General features: G+C 48.7%; 17 protein-coding genes. 15 read left to right on the top strand and 2 right to left on the bottom strand.

What is annotated here, in order from left to right:
• Positions 1-49: 49 nt before the first annotated feature.
• On the bottom strand, positions 50-1,606 hold the full coding sequence (locus K0H61_RS16045) for a hypothetical protein (RefSeq protein WP_220050466.1): 1,557 nt from the start codon (positions 1,604-1,606) through the stop codon (positions 50-52).
• 376 nt (positions 1,607-1,982) lie between these two features.
• Between K0H61_RS16045 and gmk the strand changes: the two genes are divergently transcribed.
• The 15 genes from gmk to K0H61_RS16120 all read left to right on the top strand — a co-directional run bounded on the left by gmk (position 1,983) and on the right by K0H61_RS16120 (position 24,555).
• The gene (gmk, locus tag K0H61_RS16050; RefSeq protein ID WP_220050467.1) at positions 1,983-2,606 is read left to right on the top strand and encodes a guanylate kinase; all 624 of its coding nucleotides are present in this window, start codon (positions 1,983-1,985) and stop codon (positions 2,604-2,606) included.
• A 58-nt stretch (positions 2,607-2,664) separates the two neighbouring features.
• Positions 2,665-2,943 carry a DNA-directed RNA polymerase subunit omega gene (gene rpoZ / locus K0H61_RS16055; RefSeq protein WP_011624339.1) on the top strand — a complete coding sequence of 93 codons (279 nt, stop codon included), beginning with the start codon at positions 2,665-2,667 and terminating at the stop codon, positions 2,941-2,943.
• A 46-nt stretch (positions 2,944-2,989) separates the two neighbouring features.
• A complete protein-coding gene (gene spoT, locus K0H61_RS16060; protein WP_220050468.1) occupies positions 2,990-5,092 on the top strand; it encodes a bifunctional GTP diphosphokinase/guanosine-3',5'-bis pyrophosphate 3'-pyrophosphohydrolase in 2,103 nt (700 codons plus the stop codon).
• Between the two features lie 33 nt (positions 5,093-5,125).
• Positions 5,126-5,509, top strand: a complete 384-nt coding sequence (locus K0H61_RS16065) for a RidA family protein (protein WP_220050469.1) — start codon at positions 5,126-5,128, stop codon at positions 5,507-5,509.
• Between the two features lie 241 nt (positions 5,510-5,750).
• Positions 5,751-7,415, top strand: coding sequence for an AMP-binding protein (locus K0H61_RS16070; protein ID WP_220050470.1), 1,665 nt, complete (start codon positions 5,751-5,753; stop codon positions 7,413-7,415).
• 177 nt (positions 7,416-7,592) lie between these two features.
• The gene (locus tag K0H61_RS16075) at positions 7,593-8,543 is read left to right on the top strand and encodes a calcium/sodium antiporter (RefSeq protein WP_220052771.1); all 951 of its coding nucleotides are present in this window, start codon (positions 7,593-7,595) and stop codon (positions 8,541-8,543) included.
• A gap of 166 nt (positions 8,544-8,709) precedes the next feature.
• The gene (locus K0H61_RS16080; protein ID WP_220050471.1) at positions 8,710-10,236 is read left to right on the top strand and encodes a YifB family Mg chelatase-like AAA ATPase; all 1,527 of its coding nucleotides are present in this window, start codon (positions 8,710-8,712) and stop codon (positions 10,234-10,236) included.
• A 98-nt stretch (positions 10,237-10,334) separates the two neighbouring features.
• On the top strand, positions 10,335-11,231 hold the full coding sequence (gene yihG / locus K0H61_RS16085) for a 1-acylglycerol-3-phosphate O-acyltransferase, YihG family (RefSeq protein ID WP_220050472.1): 897 nt from the start codon (positions 10,335-10,337) through the stop codon (positions 11,229-11,231).
• Positions 11,232-11,242: 11 nt separating this feature from the next.
• Positions 11,243-12,187, top strand: coding sequence for a 1-acylglycerol-3-phosphate O-acyltransferase, YihG family (gene yihG / locus K0H61_RS16090; protein WP_220050473.1), 945 nt, complete (start codon positions 11,243-11,245; stop codon positions 12,185-12,187).
• A 444-nt stretch (positions 12,188-12,631) separates the two neighbouring features.
• On the top strand, positions 12,632-13,378 hold the full coding sequence (locus K0H61_RS16095; RefSeq protein ID WP_220050474.1) for a GntR family transcriptional regulator: 747 nt from the start codon (positions 12,632-12,634) through the stop codon (positions 13,376-13,378).
• Positions 13,379-13,450: 72 nt separating this feature from the next.
• The gene (gene prpB / locus K0H61_RS16100) at positions 13,451-14,329 is read left to right on the top strand and encodes a methylisocitrate lyase (RefSeq protein ID WP_220050475.1); all 879 of its coding nucleotides are present in this window, start codon (positions 13,451-13,453) and stop codon (positions 14,327-14,329) included.
• A 261-nt stretch (positions 14,330-14,590) separates the two neighbouring features.
• Positions 14,591-15,718: a bifunctional 2-methylcitrate synthase/citrate synthase gene (gene prpC / locus K0H61_RS16105; protein ID WP_220050476.1), complete on the top strand. Its 1,128-nt coding sequence runs from the start codon at positions 14,591-14,593 to the stop codon at positions 15,716-15,718.
• A gap of 120 nt (positions 15,719-15,838) precedes the next feature.
• Positions 15,839-18,442 (top strand): Fe/S-dependent 2-methylisocitrate dehydratase AcnD, encoded by a 2,604-nt coding sequence (gene acnD / locus K0H61_RS16110; protein ID WP_220050477.1) that lies wholly within the window; start codon positions 15,839-15,841, stop codon positions 18,440-18,442.
• Positions 18,443-18,572: 130 nt separating this feature from the next.
• Positions 18,573-19,766: a 2-methylaconitate cis-trans isomerase PrpF gene (gene prpF, locus K0H61_RS16115; RefSeq protein ID WP_220050478.1), complete on the top strand. Its 1,194-nt coding sequence runs from the start codon at positions 18,573-18,575 to the stop codon at positions 19,764-19,766.
• Positions 19,767-20,037: 271 nt separating this feature from the next.
• Complete coding sequence (locus K0H61_RS16120; RefSeq protein ID WP_220050479.1) at positions 20,038-24,555, top strand: EAL domain-containing protein; 4,518 nt, start codon at positions 20,038-20,040, stop codon at positions 24,553-24,555.
• A gap of 79 nt (positions 24,556-24,634) precedes the next feature.
• On the opposite strand, the gene K0H61_RS16125 is transcribed toward K0H61_RS16120, so the two are convergent.
• Positions 24,635-25,729, bottom strand: coding sequence for a branched-chain amino acid aminotransferase (locus K0H61_RS16125; RefSeq protein WP_220050480.1), 1,095 nt, complete (start codon positions 25,727-25,729; stop codon positions 24,635-24,637).
• Between the last annotated feature and the right edge of the window lie 43 nt (positions 25,730-25,772).

A 25,772-nucleotide genomic window follows, 5' to 3' on the forward strand; every position in this document is an offset into this window, starting at 1 on the left:
AGTTACTTTAATTAGCCTAGTTACTTTAACTTACATTACTTAGCATCAACTAACGCGCCAAGTAACGACCAAAGGCACGATTAGGCTCCAACACTGCCTGACTGCCCTTGAGACTGAATTTGTAGCCACACAAACCTATGCTGCCACGGCGGGCAAGGTCGGTGATAATATCGGCAGTATCCAACGGCGAAAAACGCGCCTCAGTTGCAGAATCCGAGTGTAAATCCACAGTAACAGTGCGATATGTTGTTCCATTATTAAAGACTAAGGCGCCACAGCTGCTATCACCCTTTGCGGTAGCAATAGACCAAAGATTTTTTACCTTACCGCGCTCTCCTAACCAACGCAGGATTAAGACATCCTGCTCTAGCGCCACCGAGAAACCATCAGGCATCTCTATGGTAACGCGGTTACCACTGCTCTCTGGTGCTACAGGCACAGCCGCAATGGTTGGCGCAACATCGTCACTGCCTTCAGGCCATAGCCCCCATACCAAAACCACAACCAGCATCGCGCCAAAAGCCGCACTAACAGGGCGCCACAGACGCTTGGGTAATGCAGGGATTTTGGGCAATTTGAAGTAACGACGGTAAGGTGCGATAAACTCCAATAGACCACGGAAAAGTTCAGTCATTGAACCCGATTCCTTGGCCACTTCACGGCGGCGACGCATATCTTCAGCTTGCTCACCAGCAGTAAATTCGCTCGGCTCTACTTCGGCATCGATACGCCAAACGGGCTCGTCACTCTGTTCGGCGGGGTCTAAAGGTGCACGTCTGAAATTGGCAGCTTCGAGGTCGACCTTATCCAGATCTACTTCGGCAATTTCAATCCGAGTCTCTTCGACACGACTTATGTGCGCCTGACGAAAATCGGCTTGGGGCTCAAGTAAAGCATCCTCGACCACAAAAGCGGCTGGATTTTGGGTAAGACGTGTCAGTTCATCGAACCGTAATTCATCTTCACGCAGCGCAGCTAATTTTGCGTCATTGGCTGAAGCAAATACCGGCTCAGCACGAGCCTCATTCTTTTTGTCAGCAGGGCTTAATTCAGCCGTAAGTTCTGCTGCCTTTTCTGGCTCAAAGGAACCCATTACAGGAAGAACTTCGGCATCTTGGCTAGGTACGGCAACCACAGTGCTTGCATCATCCTTTGCAGCCATTTTAGAAGCAATTACGGGTTCAACACGACGGCGAGGAACCGTCTGCGACACTGGTGCATTTAGTGCTGGGCCATAGTAACCAAACTGATAATCTACGAGCGTTGGCGAGGCAAAGCGCCAGCCCCAAAAGGTCGCTCCCATTGCAAGAATAAATCCAAGAGCTGAAATAATTGGCGGCGCACCCACCACAAGCAAGGCAAGTATCAATACCAATGGCAACACGAGAGCTGCAACCAAGACTTTAGGTTTATTAGCATCGCTGAGACGGCGCAATGCCGATAACGTGAGCAAGGGCGCACCTAACAAGGCGCATAAAAACAGCAAGAAATTAGCCCCGAATGCAGCTGCAGCTAGGCCAATGGACAGATACACGCCAACACTGATGGCGATAAAACGGGAACGGGAATCACGCCCATGAAGGCAGAAAAGAGATTTTAACAGCACGACCCTTCCTTTATAGTTGAGTAATCTTAGCGCAATGACGACTCTCTATGTCGTCTGCAGACGAGCGTAACGAATTTGAGCGCAATTGTCAGTGCCGTAAGGCATCAGACAAATAAAAATGCCGATAATATTCATTGAAAACTAAATCAGGCTTAAATCTTGTGTCGTGGTGATGAAATGACTCGTTGTTCGAACTTCAATAAACCACGAGCCCAGTACTCAAACCAGAAATATTCGATTAAGGACATTCGACTTCAACAAAAAATAAATAAGCTACAATTGCCAAACAACTATCCCTAGCGTTTTTAAGGTCAAAATCTGTATAATGCACGGCTTTCTGGGCCCTTCTTGCGTTAACAATCTGGATATCTAGCTCATGACCGCACGCGGAAATTTATTTATCGTTTCAGCCCCAAGTGGTGCTGGTAAATCATCACTCATTTCGGCGCTGCTAAAAGACAAACCTGCCGATATGCAGGTTTCAGTGTCGCACACTACCCGTGCGCCTCGCCCTGGCGAAGTGAATGGTCAGCACTACCATTTTGTTAATGTTGAAGAATTTAAAGCGCTGATCGAGCAAAATGCCTTTTTCGAATGGGCCGAAGTGTTCGGTAACTACTATGGCACTTCGCGCCATGTGATTGAGCATACATTAACCCAAGGTATCGATGTATTTCTGGATATCGACTGGCAAGGAGCCCAGCAAGTCAAAGCTGTGATGCCTGAAGCCGTAGGCGTGTTTATTCTGCCGCCTTCAAAAGAAGAGTTAGAGCGCCGTCTCACCGGCCGAGGTCAAGACAGTGTTGATGTGATCGCCAGCCGTATGGCACAGGCGGTGTCAGAAATGTCACACTATAAAGAATATGATTTTATTATCGTCAATGACGATTTTGAAAAGGCACTTAGCGATCTGCGCGCGATCATTCGCAGCCAACGCTTAACGGGTGCTAGTCAGATCCACGCGCAAAATGATATGCTTAACGATCTGTTGGCAGGATAACTGCCTTAGTGTACAATTTTGCGTCATTTTTTCCCTAGATAAACTGGAGTTTTAACACATGGCTCGCGTAACTGTAGAAGACGCCGTAGAACAAATCGGCAACCGTTTTGATATGATCCTGGTTGCAGCGCGTCGTGCTCGCCAAATCGCCGTCCAAGGTAAAGACCCAATGGTTGAAGAGATGAACGATAAGCCAACGGTTATCGCTCTGCGTGAAATCGAACTGGGTTTAGTCAACGCTCACACGCTAGATGCCGACGAGCGTCAATCAGTACGTGAGCGCGAAGCTGCTGAAATCGCAGCGGTTGCAGCCATTGCTGAAGGCCGTTCACTCTAAGTCATATTGAGTCACACCAGTTCGGGTAACTAAGGAGAGCAGCCACTTGTATCTGTTTGAAGGTCTAAAGGAGTCTGCTTCCGGTTATTTAGAGCCTGAACAGGTAGAATTGCTCAAGCAGGCTTACCTCGTTGCGCGTGATGCCCACGAAGGGCAAATGCGCACCAGCGGCGAACCTTATATTACCCATCCGGTTGCGGTTGCCCGCATCCTCGCCGAGATGCGTCTCGACCATGAGACGCTGATGGCGGCGCTGTTGCACGACACCATCGAAGATACCTATGTCACCAAAGAAGATTTGGCCGAGCAATTTGGCGAATCCGTGGCAGAGTTGGTCGAAGGTGTGTCTAAGCTCGACAAGCTCAAATTTCGCGATAAGAAAGAAGCCCAAGCAGAAAACTTCCGTAAAATGATGATGGCGATGACGCAGGATATCCGCGTTATTCTCATCAAGCTTGCCGATCGTACCCACAACATGCGCACCTTAGGTGCATTACGCCCCGACAAACGTCGCCGCATTGCCCGTGAAACTCTCGATATTTACGCTCCAATTGCTAACCGTCTTGGTATTCATAACATCAAGACTGAATTAGAGGATTTAGGCTTTCAAGCCTATTATCCGATGCGTTATCGCGTGTTAAAGGAAGTCGTAAAAGCTGCACGAGGTAATCGTAAGGAACTCATCCAGGGCATTGAGGGGGCAGTCCTCACCCGCTTAAACGATGCAGGCATTAAGGGGAAGGTCAAAGGCCGCGAGAAAAACCTCTACTCCATTTACAACAAGATGCAGAGTAAGGAACTTCAGTTCCAAGAGGTAATGGATATCTACGCCTTTCGCGTCATCGTTGACTCCATCGACACTTGCTACCGCGTACTCGGCGCTATGCATGGTTTATATAAACCGCGCCCTGGCCGCTTCAAAGATTACATTGCTATCCCCAAGGCCAACGGCTATCAGTCGCTACATACTTCGCTATTCGGCCCCCACGGCGTTCCCGTTGAGATCCAAATTCGTACTGAAGATATGGATCAAATGGCCGACAAAGGGGTTGCAGCCCACTGGGCATACAAAGGCGGCGCCGATGGTCAAGGCACAACAACGCAAGTCCGTGCCCGCAAGTGGATGCAAAGCCTATTGGAGCTACAACAAAGCGCCAGCACCTCCTTCGAATTCGTGGAAAACGTGAAGACAGAACTCTTCCCAGAGGAGATTTATGTATTCACCCCCGAAGGCCGCATTTTAGAATTACCGGTTAACGCCACCGCAGTCGACTTTGCCTACGAAGTGCATACCGACGTCGGCAATACCTGTGTCGGTGCCCGCGTTAACCGCCAAGCTTACCCCTTAAGTCAGCCATTAATTTCGGGCCAAACCGTTGAAATTATTACCGCAAAAGGCGCACGCCCCAATGCGGCTTGGCTCAACTTTGTAGTAACAGGTAAGGCGCGCTCCAAAATCCGCCAAGTACTCAAGAGCTTAAAGGCAGACGATGCCATTGCACTAGGTCGCCGCCTACTTAACCATGCATTAGGCAAGACCAAACTCGATAGTATTGCGCAGGAACAAATCGATAAGGTTGTGCGCGATACCAAACATACGACCTTTAACTCGCTGCTCACGGATATTGGCCTTGGTAATGCCATGAGCATCGTTATCGCCCAGCGTTTAATCGGCGATAATATCGAAAACCAAGAGAGCCGTGATTCTCACCTTATGCCAATCCGTGGCGCCGAAGGTATGCTAGTGACCTTCGCTAACTGCTGTCGTCCCATCCCTGGCGATGCGGTGATAGCCCACGTGAGCCAAGGCAAGGGCCTTGTGGTGCACATGGAAAACTGTGCTAACATCCGTGGCTATCAAGGCGAGCCGGACAAGTATATTCCCGTACAGTGGGACAATGTTGAAGGCGTCGAGTATCAAGCTAATTTACGGGTTGAGATTGTTAACCATCAGGGCGCACTCGCTAAGATTACCTCGATCATTGCCGCCGAAGGCTCAAACATTCATAACCTCAGCACCGAGGAACGCGATGGCAGGGTTTACCTAATCAACCTGCGTATTTCGGTGAAGGACAGGATCCATTTAGCTAACGTGATGCGGCGCATTAGGGTACTGCCCGAAGTGTTACGCACATCCCGTAACCGTTAATTTATTAATAACGTATTCAGTAGAGAGAGTTTCATGGCAGAAAAAATCATTATCGCGACGGAAAAGGCCCCTGCGGCAATTGGCACTTACTCACAGGCTGTAAAAGTGGGTAATACTGTGTATTTATCGGGTCAAATTCCGCTAGTGCCAAGCACAATGCAAATCGTTAGCGATGATTTTGAAGCCCAAGTGGTGCAAGTATTTGAAAACTTGACTGCGGTTTGTACTGCGGCTGGCGGCACTATAAACGATATCGTTAAACTGAATATCTTCCTGACTGATTTAAGTCACTTTGCCAAAGTGAACGAAATTATGAGCCGCTACTTCAGCCAACCTTACCCTGCCCGCGCGGCGATTGGTGTGAAGCAATTACCTAAGGATTCGTTAGTTGAAATGGACGGTGTAATGGAGCTGTAAGCCCTAATACACTCGTATTCAAAGGCGCCAATGGCGCCTTTTTTATTTTTGTGACTATTCACAGCCCTGCTCTGACCTGACTTAAACTTCATCTTTATTTCATACTCAAGGCCTAGTCTCGATGGACTGATTTGAAAAGTTTTACATTCTTGCAAACTATTTGCGCGGTCTCACGAAACTCGCCATACTGAAAACCTTATGTGATGGGGTTAAAATAACAATAATGAACAGGGAATTACCAATGGAAACAGTAATTAAGACACCGGTTGAGATGCTTTTTCACTGGGCGAAGACTCATAGGGATAGAGTCTACCTACGCCAACCCATTCAAGGCCAATTTCAAGATTACACTTGGAATGAGGTACTAGAGAAAGTCCAGCAACTCGCAGGTACGTTAAGACATTTGGGACTAGAGCCCGGCGATAAAATTGCCATCCTTTCTAAAAACTGCGCCGAATGGTTTATTACCGATTTAGCCCTCATGTACGGCGGCTATATCAGCGTTCCAATTTACCCCACAGCCAATACCGATACCATTCGCTATGTGTTACAGCACAGCGGTGCTAAAGCCATTTTCTTAGGTAAACTCGACCATTGGGCGGAACAGGAAGCGGGCGTCGGTGGCGAATTACTGCGCCTTGCTATGCCCTACGACACTATGCCCGCTCAATATCAGTGGGATCAGCTACTAAAAATGGGTCATCCTCTTTTAGAAACGCCGATGCCAACACCGGATCAAACCATGACCTTGATCTATACCTCAGGCTCGACGGGTCAACCTAAGGGCGCAATTCAAACCTTTGCGAGTTTCTCTTGGACCTGCAATGCAGTGGTGCGCGACCTACAAACCAACGGCAACGATCGACTTCTCTCCTACTTACCGCTTGCGCATATTACCGAACGTGTCGCCATTGAAGGCTCTTCATTCTATGCGGGTGCCACCGTTGCCTTTGTCGAAAGCTTAGATTCCTTTGTGACCGACGTACAACGAGCCCAACCCACTTTCTTCTTCTCCGTGCCACGCCTATGGAGTCTGTTCCAGAAGAATATCATCGACAAGATTGGACTAGGTAAACTCAATCTGCTACTTAAAATCCCACTGATTAGCCACTTAGTAAAACGTAAGATCCACAAGGGGTTAGGCCTCAGTCAATGCCGCGTGTTAGGGTCTGGTTCAGCCCCCATTCCACCTTCGCTTATCCAGTGGTACCACAGTATCGGCTTAGATATTAGTGAAGCCTGGGGAATGACTGAAAACTGTGCCTATTCCTTGATTAACCATCCCTTTAACGCAGCCAAAATTGGTACTGTCGGTCGTCCGATTCAGGATTGCTATGTTCGTCAAGGCGAAGATGGCGAACTGCTCATTAAGAGCCCTGGCCTGATGACGGGTTATTATCAACAGCCAGAAGCCACTGCGGCCGCATTCGATCTAGATGGTTTTTTTCATACCGGCGATTTGTGCTCTATCGATGAGGATGGCTACATTACGATTACTGGCCGGGTGAAGGACAACTTCAAAACCGCTAAGGGTAAGTATGTGGCACCAGTGCCTATTGAGCGAAAACTCGCCCAAGATCCCCATGTCGAACTAATATGTGTGATTGGATCAGGGCTGCCCCATCCTATCGCCCTAGTTCAGCTATCTGAAGGCGCAAACCTGCAGGCCCGCGAAGAAGTTCGCACCTCGCTTAAGACCACTTTAGGGAGCGTCAACCCGCATTTAGAATCCCACGAACATGTAGATGCGATTGTCGTCGTTAAAGAGCCTTGGACGATTGAAAATGACGTGCTAACACCAACGCTTAAAATTAAACGTCACGTCCTCGAAAAAGCCTTTAGTGCACGAGTAGATGGCATTCGTGGCGGACAAATTTGCTGGGAAGATGAGTTACCTAAAAAATAACCATCGAAAACAGCCCTCTATAAATAGACGTTTCGGCCTCGGATTAAGCACACCTTAGGGTGTGCTTTTTTATGACATATTCTGTCAAAATCAATAAAAAGCACGTATCATGTGCCGCTGTTCACTTAAGGCGCCAGCGCCTTGATTCATCCACTCAATCAGGTTGAAAACGTCAAAATGCTTATTGCACTCTCCATCATCGGTGGCTTTTTAATTTTAACCTTAGGCGCTGAGGCCCTCGTCCGCGGTGCAAGTTCAATTGCCCTACGCCTTGGGATCACACCGCTTATCATTGGTTTAACTATTGTGGCCTTTGGTACTAGCGCACCAGAGCTAGCGGTAAGCGTGAAATCCGCCCTCGCAGGTAACAGCGGTATTGCCCTAGGTAATGTGATTGGTTCAAACATTGCCAACATCGGCCTAATCTTGGCAATCACAGCACTCATTCGCCCAATCCAAGTTCAATCTCAAATCGTGAAACGCGATATCCCGTTGATGATCCTCGCTTCAATGCTGTTTTGGGGATTGCTGTTAGACGGTGATCTCAGCCTTATTGACGGTGTAATTTTATTATCTTTACTGATCATCTACTTGGTTTACAGTTACCTCAGTTCGAAAAACTCCAATGAGGAAGAAGGCGAAATCATTGAAGAAGGGCCTAAAAACCCACTGTTATCGGTGTTATTTATCATCGCCGGCATTAGCATGCTAGTAGGCGGTGGCATCCTATTCGTTGATGGTGCCGTCGAATTAGCTAAGGCTTTTGGTGTAAGCGAAGTCATTATTGGCTTAACGATAGTCGCTATCGGTACCAGTATGCCTGAGTTAGTCACTTCAGTGATTGCGGCGCTTAAGGGTGAAAGCGATATCGCGATAGGTAATGTCGTCGGATCTAACCTATTCAATATATTAGGCATTCTTGGTGTTACTGCTATCGTGCACCCAGTGTCTGCATTTGGGTTACAAAACTTTGACTTTACCGTGATGTTAGCTTTAGCAATATTAATCTTGCCATTTGCTTGGACTGGCCTGCGTATTGGTCGCCGTGAAGGTACAGTGCTGTTATTAAGCTATTTAGGTTATATGGGCTATCTGGTAAACCAAGCTAGTACCCAAGCCTTAGTCTGATAAGAAATAACTCTATGGGTGAAACGCTCAGGCAATAGCGTTTCACCCATGCTTTTGACCCACCTCGCCCAGTGTGTGGCTCCAGCATTTTCTTTAATCGAATAACTGCTACACTCAAATCCTGCGTAAAACACTAACGCAAAATCAATAACAAAAGGATTTGTTTATGGCGATTGCCTGCGTGCACACCCGAGCCAGTTGCGGCGTGGAAGCCCCCGCTGTCACCGTCGAAGTTCATTTAAGTAACGGGCTTCCTGCCTTCAATCTTGTTGGTCTACCCGAAGCTTCAGTTAAAGAAGCCCGCGAGCGAGTTCGCAGCGCACTGATTAATGCAGGGTTTGAATTCCCGATGCGCCGCATCACTGTCAATCTCGCACCTGCCGATCTTCCCAAACAGGGTGGGCGTTACGATCTTCCCATCGCTGTAGGCATCTTAGCCGCCTCGGAGCAAATCCCTGCTTCAAGTTTGCAACAGACTGAGTTTGTTGGCGAACTCGCTCTTTCAGGTGAAATCCGTTATTGCCAAGGGCTACTGCCCGCGATCATTGCTAGCCAGCGTGAAGATAAAACCTTAATTCTGCCCCTCGACAATCGCCATGATGCCGAACTTGTCGGCTATTCGAAGGTGTTTTTCGGTTCGCATTTGCAAACCCTCGCAGCCTTCCTCCACGGTCAAAATCAGCTGCCAGGACTCGATATCCAAACCCAGTGGCATAGAGATGACAATACCGAAACCGAGCCCTGTCTAAGTGATGTGATAGGTCAATATCAAGCAAAACAGGCGCTCGAAATAGCCGCTGCAGGGGGCCATAACCTATTGATGTTAGGCCCACCGGGAACAGGTAAAACCATGCTTGCGAGTCGGATGATGTCGATACTGCCTCAACTCAATTACCAAGAAGCGCTCGAAGTAGCTGCCATTCACTCCGTAGCCGGTATCGATATCAAGCCGCAGCACTTCTTAAAACGCCCCTTTCGCGCGCCGCACCATACCAGCTCATCCATCTCCCTAGTCGGCGGTGGCAGTATCCCAAAGCCCGGCGAAATTTCGTTGGCACACCGGGGCGTTTTGTTTTTAGATGAAGTGGCAGAATTCCCCCGCAAAGTATTGGATTGCCTGCGAGAGCCAATGGAAACAGGTGAAGTTGTCATCTCCCGCGCAGCCGCAAAACTTACATTTTTAAGCCGCTTTCAACTTATTGCCGCCATGAATCCTAGCCCTAGTGGCGACATTGATGCCAATAATAGGTCCACTCCCGACCAAGTACAGCGCTATTTATCTCGTCTCTCTGGCCCCTTTCTCGATAGATTTGATCTCACCATCGAAGTGCCAAAACTGCCCGCAGGCACACTCACCCAGCAAACGGCACCAAGTGAAAAAAGCCAAGAGATAGCCAAACGCGTTAAACAAGCTAGAGAAACTCAATTCGCCCGAGCTGGCATATTGAATAGCGAACTATCGGGTAAGCAACTAGGCCATTACAGCGGCCTTAAACAGGAGGATTTAGTGTTTTTAGAACAAAGCGTGGTGAAGTTAGGCTTATCTGTTCGCAGCTTTCACCGTATTCAGCGGGTCGCCCGCACAATTGCCGATCTTGAGCAATCCCGCAATACTGAACGCCGACACCTCGCCCAAGCCCTAGGCTACCGAGCTATGGATAGATTATTAGCGCGGCTCAACCTGCAGTTTTAACTGAAAGCCTGCACAAATGCCCCGACCAGCTTAGGGGTGATTGAGCCAAAGGCCGACACCGAGTAACATAGGCCTCCAATTTTTATCAGGGGGATCTAATGAGGACGTTGTTTTCACAGTTAAAAGGCTGCATTGCTTTCCTAGGTTATGTGGTAAATACCCTATTTTGGGTTATCCCCATCATGGTCTTCAGCTTGGTAAAACTTATCCCCTTCGCCCCGCTTCGCACCGGCTGCACTCATCTTCTCGACTTTTTTGCCAGCGCTTGGATTAGCGTAAACGGCGTCATTGAGCGCGTCTTACATCCCGTAAAGATTGAGCTATCGGGTGATACCCAATTTTCCACAAAGGAATGGTACATGGTGATCGCCAACCACCAATCTTGGGTAGATATTTTAATTCTGCAGCGCGTCTTTAATCGTAAAATTCCTTTCTTAAAATTCTTCTTAAAACAGGAATTGATTTACGTACCAGTGCTCGGTCTTGCCTGGTGGGCGCTCGATTTTCCCTTTATGCGCCGATATAGCACGGAACAGCTGAAGAAAAACCCTAAGCTTAAAGGCAAAGATATTGAAATTACCCGTAAAGCCTGCGCCAAATTTAAGACCAAACCCGTCAGTGTGATGAACTTTGTCGAAGGCACCCGCTTTACCCAACAAAAATTCCACAAGCAAAATTCACCTTTCCAGCACTTATTAAAACCCAAGGCGGGCGGCATGGCCTTTGCGCTCTCAGCCATGGGAGAACAAATCCATAAGTTAGTAGATGTCGCGATCTATTACCCAGGCAAGGTACCTAGTTTTTGGGACTTACTCACAGGTAAACTGCCAAAGGTGAAAGTGCATATTAAAGTCAGTGATATCGAGCCAAGCATGCGCGGCGATTATATGGCTGACCGCGAATTTAAGATCCGCTTCCAAGAGAAACTGAACGATATCTGGGTTGAAAAAGATAACGTCATCAGTCAGCTGGCAGACCAGACGGATAAGGAATAACAGGAACAGCTATGTTGAATTTTCTTCCCGGTCCAGTACTGTTTGTCCTTAGCCTAACGCTGCTTATCATCAACACCGCACTTTGGGGCAGCCTAGTGTGTCTCGGTGGTCTAGTAAAAATGCTGATGCCAGCGCAGGGCGCACGCAATGCGGTCACATCGGTCATGAATCGCTTTATGTGGGCTTGGGCGACCTGTAACGGCGGCATTTTATTTTTGATTGCCAAAATCGAATGGGACGTTCAAGGCATTGAAGACTTAGATAAAAACGGCTGGTATTTACTGATCAGTAACCATTTGAGTGGCTTTGATATCGCGGCGCAAACCTATTTACTGCGCAATCATATCCCTATGCTGAAATTCTTCCTCAAGAAAGAGCTCATCTATGTGCCCATTATGGGACTGGGCTGCTGGGCACTCGATATGCCCTTTATGGACAGAACCAGCCCCGCCAAACTGAAGAAGAACCCAAAACTTAAGGGTAAGGATTTAGCGACCACACGCCGCGCCTGTGAGAAGTTTAAAAACATCCCAACCTCTATCATCAACTATGTTGAGGGCAGTCGTTTTACCGAGGATAAACGCCAGCGTCAGGACTCACCTTACCGCCATTTGCTTCGCCCAAAGGCGGGCGGGATTGCCTTTACCCTGTCGGCCATGGGTGAGCAGTTTACCAATGTACTCGATGTGACCTTAGTGTATCCAGATGCGCCAGAGGATGTGTTAAGCGCGGTAATGAACGGTAAGGTGCACAAGATTGTAGTGCGCGTACGCGCCCTGCCCGTGCCAGAAGTCGACGCCGACCGTTACTTTGCCGAATCCGACTATCGAGTTGAGTTCCAGCGTTGGTTAAACCAACTTTGGGCCGACAAGGATGAGCAAATTCACGCTCTTTTGCAGCAACATCAACAGTTCCCAAATCGCGGCGCTAGCGACAATCATCCTCAGGCAGACTAATACTATCGAGGGCAGAGACATACCTTTGCCCTCACCTCTATCCCTTATCGTTGTTACCGCTCAGCGCTTCACAAAGCTGCTTATTAGCCTTCAGCAAACATCCAGCCACGTTGTTTATCCCGTTAAGCTTCCTCAATTAATCCCCTCGAGTATTTCAGCAATGAGTTTAATGCCGCCTTCTAGCAAAACCTGCCATTACTCACACCTTAAAAACACCCCAAAAATTACCTTAAAAACCAATATTGTCGACAATTATTATTTTTACTATATTCAAAATTTTCTCGAAATCGTTTAAATAAACAAAAATAAGCAAACAAATACAACCAACTAAATCAAAATCACCATTTAACAGACTAAAACACCACCCAAACGGATTGTTGACAATATAGTTAAACAGGACTATTTTTCTGCATTGTCGACAATCCGCAGAAAGTGATTTGCAAGATGCTAAAGCAAGAGACCACACTCCCCAACGATAACCCCCCGTCTTCAGTGAGCCAACTGAAGCCAATCGGAGGTGAAAAATCGTCGACCACTTTAGCCGACCAAATTTTGGTGCAAATTCAAACCAGCATCATCAAGGGTGAACTCCCCGCAGGAAGTAAAATCAACGAGCAAACGCTGGCCGAGAAATACGGCATCAGCCGTGGTCCTACCCGCGAAGCACTGCAAACCCTTGAGAGACAACGCTTAGTCGTACGCGTTCCCCATGTGGGCGCCCGCGTTGCCCAGCTCACAGTGAGTGAACTTAACGATCTTTACCAATTGCGCAGTGTACTCGAAGGCATGGCCTGTGAACTTGCCGCAAGCCGCATCACCCCTGAACAACTTGCGAAATTACAGGACCTGCTCGCCGTGCAAGAAGCCGCCTTAGCCAATGGCGACACCTATTTCCAAGAGGAAGGCGATGTCGACTTCCACTATCAAATCATTCAGGCCAGCGGCAATAAACACCTGCAGGAAACCCTGATAGGTGGTCTCTACCACCTGCTGCGGATGTACCGCTACCAATGCACTAACCAAAATCGCCCAGTAAAAGCCATTGCTGAACATAGACGTATCGTCGAAGCCATCGCCCAACGCGACGGCGAATTAGCCGGGCTGTTGATGCGCCGCCATATCGAGCAAGGCCGTAAAAATACCGAATTACGATTGATTGAATTACAAGCCAATGCCGCCAGCCATAGCTGATAAGCGGCAAAGGCCAACTAACTATGCTCACTGAGCCTCGACACAAATACTGATAAAGACAAGGACAAGACCATGACTCAAAGCGCCGGACTCCGTTTTCGCCAAGCCCTAGCCAATTCAAAACCCCTGCAAATCGTGGGTACCACTAACGCCTATTTCGCCCTGATGGCGGAGCAAACCGGTGTTCAAGCCCTGTACTTATCGGGCGCTGGCGTGGCAAACGCCTCCTACGGTTTACCGGATTTAGGCATGACATCAATGAACGACGTGCTAATCGATGCGGGCCGTATTACCTCTGCAACTAAGCTGCCATTACTGGTCGATATCGACACGGGTTGGGGTGGCGCGTTTAACATAGCACGCACTATTAAAGAGTTTGAAAAAGTTGGCGTTGCCGCCGTTCACATGGAAGACCAAGTGTCGCAAAAACGCTGCGGCCACAGACCGAACAAGGCCGTGGTGAGCACCGAAGAAATGGTTGACCGTATCAAAGCCGCCGTCGATGCCCGTACCGATCCTAACTTTGTGATCATGGCGCGTACCGATGCGGTGGCCGTTGAAGGCTTAGAAGCGGGTATCGAGCGTGCTAAGGCCTATATCGCCGCCGGCGCGGATATGATTTTCGCCGAAGCCTTAACTGAACTTGACCAATATCGCCACTTTAAAGCCCATGTAAACGCGCCGATTCTGGCAAACATGACAGAGTTTGGCCAAACCCAACTGTTCAATAAAGAAGAGCTAGCCGAAGCTGGGGCAGATATGGTGCTGTACCCATTAAGTACCTTCCGCGCGGCTAACCAAGCTGCGCTGAAAGTGATGCAAGCCTTGATGAATGACGGTCATCAACGCAACGTGGTCGACACCATGCAGACCCGTAAAGAGCTGTACCAATACTTAGGCTACCACGCCTTTGAAGACAAGTTAGATCAACTATTTAGCCAAGATAAGTAAGGCGGCTAACGCGTTAAGCAAGAGACAATGGATGGTCAGTAGAAGCTCAAGCTTCATGAAGTTACTGATACCCAGATGGATTGCCACTGTTGTTAAACAACTCGTCTTAATGACCTCAAAGGACGAGCAACCATCACCGCAATGCTGCAACCCTACAGAGGCAGGAACACCCGCCCAGATTGCAGCTTTAACCCATAAAGAAGGCAAGCGTAAACGCGCTTGCCCGTAATAATCACATAGAGTTAACGGAAGGGAAGGATTATGTCAGACGCAAAAAAATTATCAGGCGCAGGTTTACGTGGACAAAGCGCGGGTGAAACCGCATTAAGTACCGTAGGTGTATCGGGCAGCGGCCTGACCTACCGCGGTTACGATGTTAAAGATCTGGCTGAAAACGCGACCTTCGAAGAAGTCGCTCACCTCATCCTTTACGGTGAACTGCCAACCACGGCACAACTGACCGCCTATAAAACCAAATTAAAAGGCATGCGTGGCCTGCCACAAGCATTAAAAGAAGTGTTAGAGCGCATTCCAGCCGATGCCCATCCAATGGATGTGATGCGTACCGGTTGTTCAATGCTGGGCAACCTCGAAGCCGAGCACAGCTTTAACGAGCAAAGCGCCATTGCCGACCGTTTACTGGCGGCATTCCCATCGATCATCTGCTACTGGTATCGCTTTAGCCACGATGGCGTGCGTATCGAAACCGAAACTAACGACGAGCAAATCGGTGCCCACTTCCTGCACCTGCTGCATGGCAAAGCGCCATCGGCACTGCACGCTAAGGTAATGGACGTATCGTTAATTCTGTATGCAGAGCATGAGTTTAACGCATCAACCTTTACTGCCCGTGTGTGTGCATCGACCCTGTCGGATATGCATTCATGTGTGACTGGTGCTATTGGCTCACTGCGCGGCCCGCTGCACGGCGGCGCTAACGAAGCGGCGATGGAACTGATCCAAGACATGAAAGATGAAGCCGATGCCCGCGATGTGCTGATGGGTAAACTCGAGCGTAAAGAGAAGATCATGGGCTTTGGCCACGCCATCTACCGTGAATCGGATCCACGTAACGCCATCATCAAAGAATGGTCTGAGAAACTGGCTGCCGACTTTGGTGACGATCGCCTCTACCGCGTATCGGTCGCCTGTGAAGAACTGATGTGGGAACAGAAAAAACTCTTCTGTAACGCTGACTTCTTCCACGCCAGCGCTTACCACTTCATGGGCATTCCAACTAAGTTATTTACCCCGATCTTCGTATGTTCGCGTGTATCGGGTTGGACGGCGCACGTGATGGAACAACGTTCAAACAACCGCATTATTCGTCCAAGTGCTGATTATGTGGGCGTGGCGTTACGTAAAGTCGTGCCAATTTCGGACCGCTAATCGACACAACAGAAACTGGCGCCTAGGCGTCAGTTTCAATATAAGACCCTGGCGTAAATGATTTGCAAACACAGATACTTACTCGCTGAAGCAATAAAAACTGAAGTAATAGGTTAGGTTATGACCACAGCCATGAATACCTTATATCGCAAGCCCTTACCGGGCACTGCGCTCGACTATTTCGACACCCGTGAAGCCGTTGAAGCTATTGCCCCCGGCGCCTACGTGAAACTGCCCTACACCTCTCGCGTTCTGGCTGAAAACTTAGTCCGTCGCTGCGAGCCAGAGGCGCTTACCGCCTCACTAAATCAAATTATTGAATCAAAACAAGAACTGGATTTCCCTTGGTTCCCCGCCCGCGTAGTGTGCCACGATATTTTGGGCCAAACCGCGCTGGTTGACCTTGCGGGTCTGCGTGATGCAATTGCCGCTAAGGGTGGCGATCCTGCGCAGGTGAATCCCGTCGTGCCAACGCAGCTGATTGTTGACCACTCGCTGGCAGTGGAATATGGCGGCTTCGATAAGGACGCCTTTGCGAAAAACCGCGCCATCGAAGACAGACGCAACGAAGACAGATTCCACTTCATCAACTGGACGCAAAAAGCCTTTAAAAACATCGATGTTATCCCACAGGGTAACGGCATCATGCACCAGATTAACCTAGAACGTATGTCGCCTGTGGTGCATGCCCGTGACGGCGTTGCCTTCCCTGATACCTTAGTGGGCACCGACAGTCACACGCCACATGTAGATGCACTGGGCGTTATCGCCATCGGTGTGGGTGGTCTTGAGGCCGAAAGCGTGATGTTAGGCCGCGCATCTTATATGCGTCTGCCGGACATTATCGGTGTTGAGTTAACGGGTAAACCACAGCCTGGCATTACCGCAACCGATATCGTTTTAGCCCTGACCGAATTCCTGCGAAAGGAAAAAGTGGTTTCGTCTTACCTTGAGTTCTTCGGCGAAGGCGCTGAGGCCCTAACACTCGGCGACCGTGCAACCATCTCCAACATGACGCCAGAGTTTGGTGCCACCGCCGCCATGTTCTACATCGACCAACAAACGCTGGACTACTTAACCCTCACGGGCCGCAGTGACGAGCAAGTGAAATTGGTTGAGACCTACGCTAAGACCACAGGTTTATGGAGCGATGACCTCAAGCATGCCGAGTACCCACGTACCCTGCACTTTGACCTATCATCGGTTGTGCGCACCATTGCAGGCCCATCGAACCCACATGCGCGCGTGCCAACCTCAGAGCTTGCCGCGCGCGGCATCAGCGGCATCGTTGAAAACGAGCCAGGCTTAATGCCTGATGGCGCCGTGATTATCGCGGCCATCACAAGTTGCACCAACACCAGTAACCCACGCAACGTGATTGCGGCGGGCCTTCTTGCGCGCAATGCCAATGCCAAGGGCTTAAGCCGTAAACCTTGGGTGAAAACCTCACTCGCACCCGGCTCTAAGGCAGTGCAACTGTATTTAGAAGAAGCCAGTCTGTTACCAGAGCTTGAATCCCTAGGCTTTGGTATCGTCGGTTTTGCCTGCACTACCTGTAACGGCATGAGCGGCGCCCTCGACCCTGTTATCCAGCAGGAAGTGATTGATCGCGACCTTTACGCCACCGCCGTATTATCCGGTAACCGTAACTTCGACGGCCGCATTCACCCTTACGCTAAGCAAGCCTTCCTCGCATCACCGCCATTAGTGGTGGCCTATGCGATCGCAGGTACCATCCGCTTCGATATCGAGAAGGATGTGTTAGGTCACGATAAAGACGGCAACCCAGTTCGCCTTATCGACATTTGGCCAAGTGATGCCGAAATTGATGCCGTGATTGCAAAAAGCGTTAAGCCTGAGCAGTTCCGTAAAGTCTACGAGCCGATGTTTGATTTAAGCGTCGACTACGGCGATAAGGTCACGCCACTGTACGACTGGCGCCCACAATCGACCTATATCCGCCGCCCACCTTACTGGGAAGGCGCATTAGCGGGCGAGCGTACCCTCAAGGGCATGCGTCCACTCGCGGTATTAGGCGACAACATCACCACCGACCATTTATCGCCATCGAACGCGATTATGATGGACAGCGCGGCGGGCGAATACCTGCACAAAATGGGTCTGCCCGAGGAAGATTTTAACTCCTATGCCACCCACAGGGGCGACCACTTAACCGCGCAGCGCGCGACCTTTGCCAACCCTAAACTCAAAAACGAAATGGCGATTGTCGATGGCAAGGTGAAGCAAGGCTCTCTGGCGCGTATCGAACCCGAAGGCCAAGTGACCCGCATGTGGGAAGCCATTGAAACCTATATGGATCGCAAGCAGCCGCTGATCATTATCGCTGGCGCCGACTACGGTCAGGGTTCATCCCGTGATTGGGCCGCCAAGGGCGTGCGTTTAGCGGGCGTTGAGGCGATTGTTGCCGAAGGCTTCGAGCGTATTCACCGCACTAACCTAGTGGGTATGGGTGTGCTACCGCTGGAATTTAAAGCGGGCGAGAATCGCGCGACCTATGGCATCGATGGTACTGAAGTGTTTGATGTCTATGGTGACATCGCGCCACGTGCAGATCTGACCGTTATCATCACCCGTAAAAATGGTGAGCGCGTCGAAGTGCCTGTGACCTGTCGTTTAGATACCGCAGAAGAAGTGTCTATCTACTCTGCTGGCGGCGTATTACAGCGTTTTGCGCAGGACTTTTTAGAGTCAAACCTGAAGTAGTTTTCGCAAAACAAATAACACTCGCAAAACCAGTAACATCGCACAATGGGCGGCGACTCGACACCGAGGCGCCGCACTTTGCGACTAACGCAGCGTTTAACAAATCGCTATTCCCCTTGGAGTTAATAGCATGAGTAATCATCTTTTCCCGCCCCAGATTAAAGTAGCCGCCACCTATATGCGCGGCGGTACCAGTAAAGGGGTGTTTTTCAATCTATTGGATTTACCCGAAGCAGCCCAAGTGCCTGGCCCTGCACGCGATGCGCTGCTCCTTCGTGTGATTGGCAGCCCAGATCCCTATGGTAAACAGATTGACGGTATGGGCGGCGCCACCTCAAGCACCAGCAAAACCGTGATCCTGTCTAAAAGCAAACAAGCCGACCACGATGTTGACTATCTGTTCGGCCAAGTGTCTATCGACAAACCCTTTGTGGATTGGAGCGGTAACTGTGGCAACTTAACAGCCGCCGTCGGCGCCTTTGCCATCAGCAATGGACTGATTGATGCAGAGCGCATTCCTCAAAATGGTATCTGCACGGTGCGTATTTGGCAGGCTAATATTGCTAAAACCATTATCGCCCATGTGCCCATTACCAATGGCATGGTGCAGGAGACAGGTGATTTTGAGCTCGATGGCGTGACCTTTCCCGCCGCCGAAGTACAAATCGAATTTATGAATCCTGCCGCCGATGAAGACGGCGACGGTGGCAGCATGTTCCCCACGGGGAATTTAGTGGATGTGCTCGAGGTGCCAGGCATTGGCAGCTTTAATGCGACCATGATTAACGCAGGCATCCCGACCATCTTTATCAATGCCGAAGACCTAGGCTACACGGGCACTGAGCTGCAGGATGATATCAACAGCGATAACGCCGCCCTTGCCAAGTTCGAAACCATTCGCGCCCACGGCGCGGTGCGTATGGGGCTTATCAAGCATATTGATGAAGCCGCATCACGCCAACATACGCCTAAAGTGGCCTTTGTTGCGAAGCCGAAGAGTTATGTGTCATCGAGTGGAAAAGCCGTCGCGGCAGAAGAAATCGATCTTCTCGTGCGCGCTCTTTCAATGGGTAAATTACACCATGCGATGATGGGTACCGCCGCCGTAGCCATTGGCACTGCAGCCGCAATCCCGGGTACTTTAGTCAACCTGGCCGCGGGTGGTGGCGAGAAGGAAGCTGTGCGTTTTGGACATCCTTCAGGCACCCTTCGCGTCGGCGCACAGGCCACACAAGAAAATGGTGAGTGGACAGTGGTAAAAGCCATTATGAGTCGCAGTGCGCGTGTGTTGATGGAAGGCTTTGTCCGAGTCCCTGCGCAATAATTCAAGCTAGATAAAACTCAATTTCAACATCTGACCCCGCCAATTAGCGGGGTCTTTTTGTTTTAATAACTTAGCCCTCTTAGGGCCGACTAAAACTGCTAAGCTTCAATGCGGCGGGATGTTTAATCGGCATTTTGCAGCCCAAAAATCAGTGAATATACTGAGTATTAGACCCAAAAATTACATTGATTTTGCATTATTCAAATACTTAATCCGGACTCACCATAAATCATTTTTTAATATTTAAGCTCCTTAGGGGCTGAGTCAATTTTTGATAGGGGCAAATTTGAGTTATCCATTCCATAGGCTATTTAAAATGTTAATTTGCCTCTTCGGCAGCCTTTGGCTGCCCATAGTTGGCTACTGCCTGCCTCTGAATGCTGTCAACACCCAACTCAAATTTGAACATATTCGCAGCGAAGATGGACTCAATCAAAACACTATTACCAGCCTATTTATGGACAATGCGGGAATGCTATGGATTGGTACTCAGGATGGACTGCACAGCTATAATGGCTACAGTTTTAACCTGTTTTTACACTCACCAAACGATTCCAGCAGTATTTCAGAAAGCTACATCACAGACATTATTGAGGACAATAAGGGTTATCTTTGGATTGGCACTTTTAGCCAAGGGCTGAATCGACTGGATTTAAAAACTGGAGTTTTTGAACAATTTAACCTAGAACAGGGGCTCACAGACCCTAGAGTCACTAAACTTAGCGTTGTTGGCAATACGCTCTGGATTGGTACTCAAGGTGGATTATTTTCCCTGTCATTAAAAACCAAGCGAATCACAGCAATCAGTTTAGGCAGCAATACCGAGCCTCAGATCACTAGCCTTGCCAATGTCGAAAATACCCATCTTATTGCAGGCACCTTGGGCAGCGGTACTTTTGTCGTTAGCCCCAATGCCATCACTCGGCTTAACGTGCCGCAGGATTTAACCGCCCACCATATTCAAGCCAAGTCTATCCGTGCAATCACCTTGGCACTTGGCAATCAGCTATGGCAATACGATTTGATGTCTCAGGAAGGTGAGATATTTTGGCAAGCTCCTGACAGTCTGTCATTTATTCGAGAATTTATTCAAACGCCCTTAGGCCGCATTTGGATTGTCGGCCCCGAGGCGGGATTGATCCAGCTAGATCAAAAGGATAAACAATATACGGTAACAAACCACACTTACGATCCAGGCCGTTCAAATAGTATTAGTGAAAACAATATTTTAAGTTTACTTCAGGACCCTTTTGGTAACCTTTGGATAGGAGCAAGTTACTCAGGCCTGAACAAAATCAACACCCGCAGGCAATACTTTCAGCATCTTTATGAATTCGCGAAGGATGTCCGTCAACAGAACAACAATATCCGCGCCCTATACCGCAGCCAGGATAAGTCACTTTGGATAGGCACAGATGGTGCCGGAGTCAAACGCTTAGACTTTAATACTGGACAATATGAGCACTACACAGCGCAATTTGCTAAAGCACTCGCACTTGACCCTAGGCATCTCAATCTTATCGTTAGAGACATTATTCAGGATAAACAGGGAGTGCTCTGGATTGCCACTAACTATGGCCTTGGGCGAATATCCCAAAGGGGGGATTTGAGCTTAATACGGCTAGCCGCCAGCATAGTTCGCGACACTGAAGCCAATCATATCCGCAGTTTGAAGATTGATGACAAAGATAGACTTTGGTTAGCGACGTCCCATGCTCTTTATGTCAAAACAGATGGGGTAGACGAATTTACCCCTGTGCCCTTGGTAGATATACCTGGATTTAATCCAGTAAAAAATCTTTTACTTACCCTGCTCCCAGATAGAGACAACCTATGGATTGGCACCCTAGATGGCCTAATCAAATATGACATGACTAGACAGCAGGGGCAGGTTTATGTGCATCAGCCACAAGATAATAACAGCATTATCAATAACCGAATTCGAGACATTTTAATTTCCGACTCCGGCGATGCTTGGTTTGCCACCCATGGCGGGATTAGTAAACTCTCAACCGCCCAGCCAGAGCTTGGATTTAGCCACTTTACTAAGGCTAACGGGCTACCCAGTGACACCATTTATGCCCTGCTCGAAGATAAGGAACACAACATCTGGTTTAGCAGTAATGCTGGCATTGGCAAACTTAATCCTACGAGCGGTAAAGTGATTAATTTTAATGAGCAGGAAGGAGTTCAGGCTCTTGAATTTAACGGCGGCGTCAAGCTGACCGATGACGATGGCGATCTTTGGTTTGGCGGCATAAATGGGATCAATCGCTTCAACCCACAGAACATTCCTGCACAACGCAGCGAAGCAAGGGTCGCACTCACGGGTTATAAAATAGCAGGTAACAATCATACTATTCTGGATTTAGCTCACCCTCCAGAAATTGTGATGAACTATACGGATCAGTTGGTTAGTTTCGATGTTACCTCTTTGGATTTTAGCTATACGGGTAAAAACCGGTTCAGCTATTTTCTAGAGGGTTTTGACAATCACTGGCACGATTTGCCATCGGGTAACGAGATCACCTTTACCAATATTCCACCTGGCGACTACTTACTCCGTGTGCGCCATGCTCTGCAGTACAACAGCGAAGGTACTTATGCGCTTGAAGTCAGCCTAAAGGTGCGAGCTCCCTTCTATCGCACGACATTTGCCTATGTTATTTATTACATGTTGATAATGGCGTTGCTTGCTTGGTTCATTCTAAAACGCAAACAAGAACGCCAACTACAAGCTGAGCATAACGACAGCATTCGCGCCTCGGAGGAGCGCCTCAAGCTCGCACTTTGGGCAACGGGTGATGGACTGTGGGATTGGAATATCAAAGAAAACCTCGTGTATCGCACCAATATGGATACGGCAGTATCCCAATGGAATCACAACAGCTTACTCCACGATAAAACCCACCCTGAGGATCGCGAGAAGTTCAAACATGAACTCACAGAACATATACAAGGGCGTAGCCCCTTCTTTGAGGTGGAATATCGAATTGAAACCTCACCAGGAAACTGGATCTGGATGTTGGACCGTGGAAAAGTGGTCGAGAGTACCCCCCAGCGACAAGCAATACGGATGACAGGCACCAGTCGTAATATCACGTCGCGTAAATTGATTGAGAATGAACTTATTCTTTCCTCTCAAGTACTCAATAGCATGAACGAGGCGGTCGTGGTCGCGGGGTTAGACTATCGAATTCGTTCTGTAAACCCAGCCTTCACCGCTATCACAGGCTATAGCGACAGAATGATCATCAATAAGCCGCTGATCCAAATTGCCTTTCGCCGTAAACAAAAAGATTTGTTTAGTGGGGTCGAACAGCAATTACTGCGCCATAAACACTGGGCGGGTGAAATACAAATCAGAAATCGCCAAGGACAACCCATACTAGCGTGGCTCGAAATTAACCAGGTTATTGATATAAAAGGTGAAACCAGTCACTTTGTGGCGGTATTTACCGACATCACAGAACGTAAAAAAGTAGAGGAGGAATTACGCTTCCTAGCCAGTTTCGACATACTTACGGGCCTACCAAATCGTACCCTATTCCAAGACAGGTTAACTCATGCCATTTCCCAAGCCCATCGATCGCAAGATATCGTTGCTCTGTTGTTTTTAGATCTCGACAGGTTCAAACATATTAACGATTCCATGGGGCATCATATCGGCGACTTATTGCTTAAGGAGGTGGCAGAACGGCTACAAACGGCTGTACGTGAAGGCGATACAGTTGCCCGCTTGGGAGGCGATGAATTTACCATTATTTTAGAAGGTGTTGCGAAAACCCAAGCCGCTACCTTAATATCAGAAAAAGTGCTCGATGCCTTTCAGACTCCCTTTATCCTCGACAATAAGTCCTTCATTATCTCGACCTCAATTGGGATTAGCCTCTATCCAAATGATGCTGAAGATGTCGACTCGCTAATTAAATTTGCCGATGCGGCCATGTACCACGCCAAAGCACTGGGAAGAAATAACTTCCAATTTTATACCAATGAATTAAACGAAGTGGCGACTCGTCATGTGTTGCTCGAAAGTGGTCTTAAACAGGCAATTTCGCGCAATGAATTGAGCCTAGTGTATCAACCTAAGTTCAGTCTGCGTGATGGTTCGCTCACGGGACTCGAAGCTCTTTTGCGCTGGCACCATAACGAATTAGGCCCAATTTCGCCGGTAGAATTTATCCCGCTCGCGGAGGAAACCGGCATTATCGATCGGATTGGCCATTGGGTAATCAATCAGGCCTGCGAACAAATGGCTAATTGGCGAGAAGTTGGGATTGAAAATATCAGTATTGCAGTCAACTTATCCGCTAAGCAACTAAAAACGAATATTATTTCCACCATAGAGGCTGCACTAAAACACTCGGGACTTTCAGCAAATCATTTAGAGCTAGAGCTGACCGAGTCCATGATCATGGAAAACCCACAGGAAACCGCGAGCATCCTATCCCAGCTTAAAGCACTCGGCCTGTCTATTGCCATTGATGACTTCGGCACTGGCTATTCGAGCCTGAGTTATCTTAAGCGCTTTCCGATCGACACGCTTAAAATTGACCGAGAATTTGTGCGCGATATTATCAACGATCCTGATGATGCAGCCATAACCAGCGCCATCATCGCCCTCGCCCACAGCTTAGATTTGAACGTCATCGCCGAAGGAGTGGAAAGCCAAGAACAACTTAACTTTTTAGGACTACAGGGCTGCGATCAGGTACAGGGCTTTTTGCTCAGTAAGCCCTTAGATGCGAATGATTGCCTAAAGCTGTTACAGACCAGATTCAAATAGATTGCTTGACCTGTGAATCCCTCACCTTAAGGATATAAAAAGGCTCCTATTTAGGAGCCTCAATTTGACAATTTATCTCTTACAGCGGTGCAATACGTTCGACGCGTTTTACCCAGCCAGCAGGTCCTTGAATATGGCCTTTTTGGATGTCGGTATAGAGTTTGTAGATGCGCTGAATGTGCTCACCCACGCCACCATTACCAACAGTCACGATTTTACCGTCTTCAAAAATGTACTCGCCAACGGCAGATACCACAGCAGCAGTACCGAAACCGCCTGCTTCGATAATCTCACCGGATTCAATATCGGCGATAAATTTGTCGAGCATCACTGTCTCTTGGCGTACTTCACAACCTAGCATCTCACCCAACTCCATAATGGATTGCGAGGTGATGGATTTTAAGATGGTATCGGTAAAGGTAGGAATAATGATGGTGCCATCCTTCAGAATGTGAAAGTGGTTCATCGCACCCGCTTCTTCAATCTGTTGGTTAGTAGAATCAAGGTACAACACCTGCGATGCACCAAATTGCGCCGCCGCTTTGCCAGCACGCAAAGATGCAGCATAGTTACCAGCTGCCTTAGAAGCACCAGTGCCCCCCGATACCGCTCGGTGGTAGGTTTTGCTGATCAGTAAACGGATACCTTTATTAACACCCGCTGCGTAATAAGCACCGCTTGGGCTCAATACCACACAGAAAGTGTAACGAGAACTTGGGCTTACCGAGAGTCGGTCTTCGGTCGCAAAAATAAATGGACGAACGTATAGACACGCGCCTTCTTGCATTGGAAACCAGAGACGATCGACATCGATCAAGGCGTTGATCGCATCGACTTGCATCTGCTCATCGATATTAGGAATACAAACGATATCCGCAGAACGGTTCATACGCTCGGCGTTTTTATTGATTCGGAAAGTATAAATCTCACCGTCTTCGTGCATAAAGGCCTTAGCGCCTTCGAAGATTGACTGACCATAGTGAAGAGCCATCGCGCCTGGCGCCATTTCAAACGGGCCATAGGGCACAATTCGTGGATCGCACCACTGCCCATCGCGATAATCCATTAAAAACATATGATCGGTTCTGAGGCTACCAAAACCCACATTTCCTTCAGGCTTGAATTGCTCAGTACGGCGCTCTGACGCAGGTTTTAAATCGTATTTTATGTCCATTGCATACCACCTTGATTACTGAACAAGCAGACTAGGTAGCGGC

This window comes from Shewanella acanthi (assembly GCF_019457475.1).
Classification (GTDB): Bacteria; Pseudomonadota; Gammaproteobacteria; order Enterobacterales; family Shewanellaceae; genus Shewanella; species Shewanella acanthi.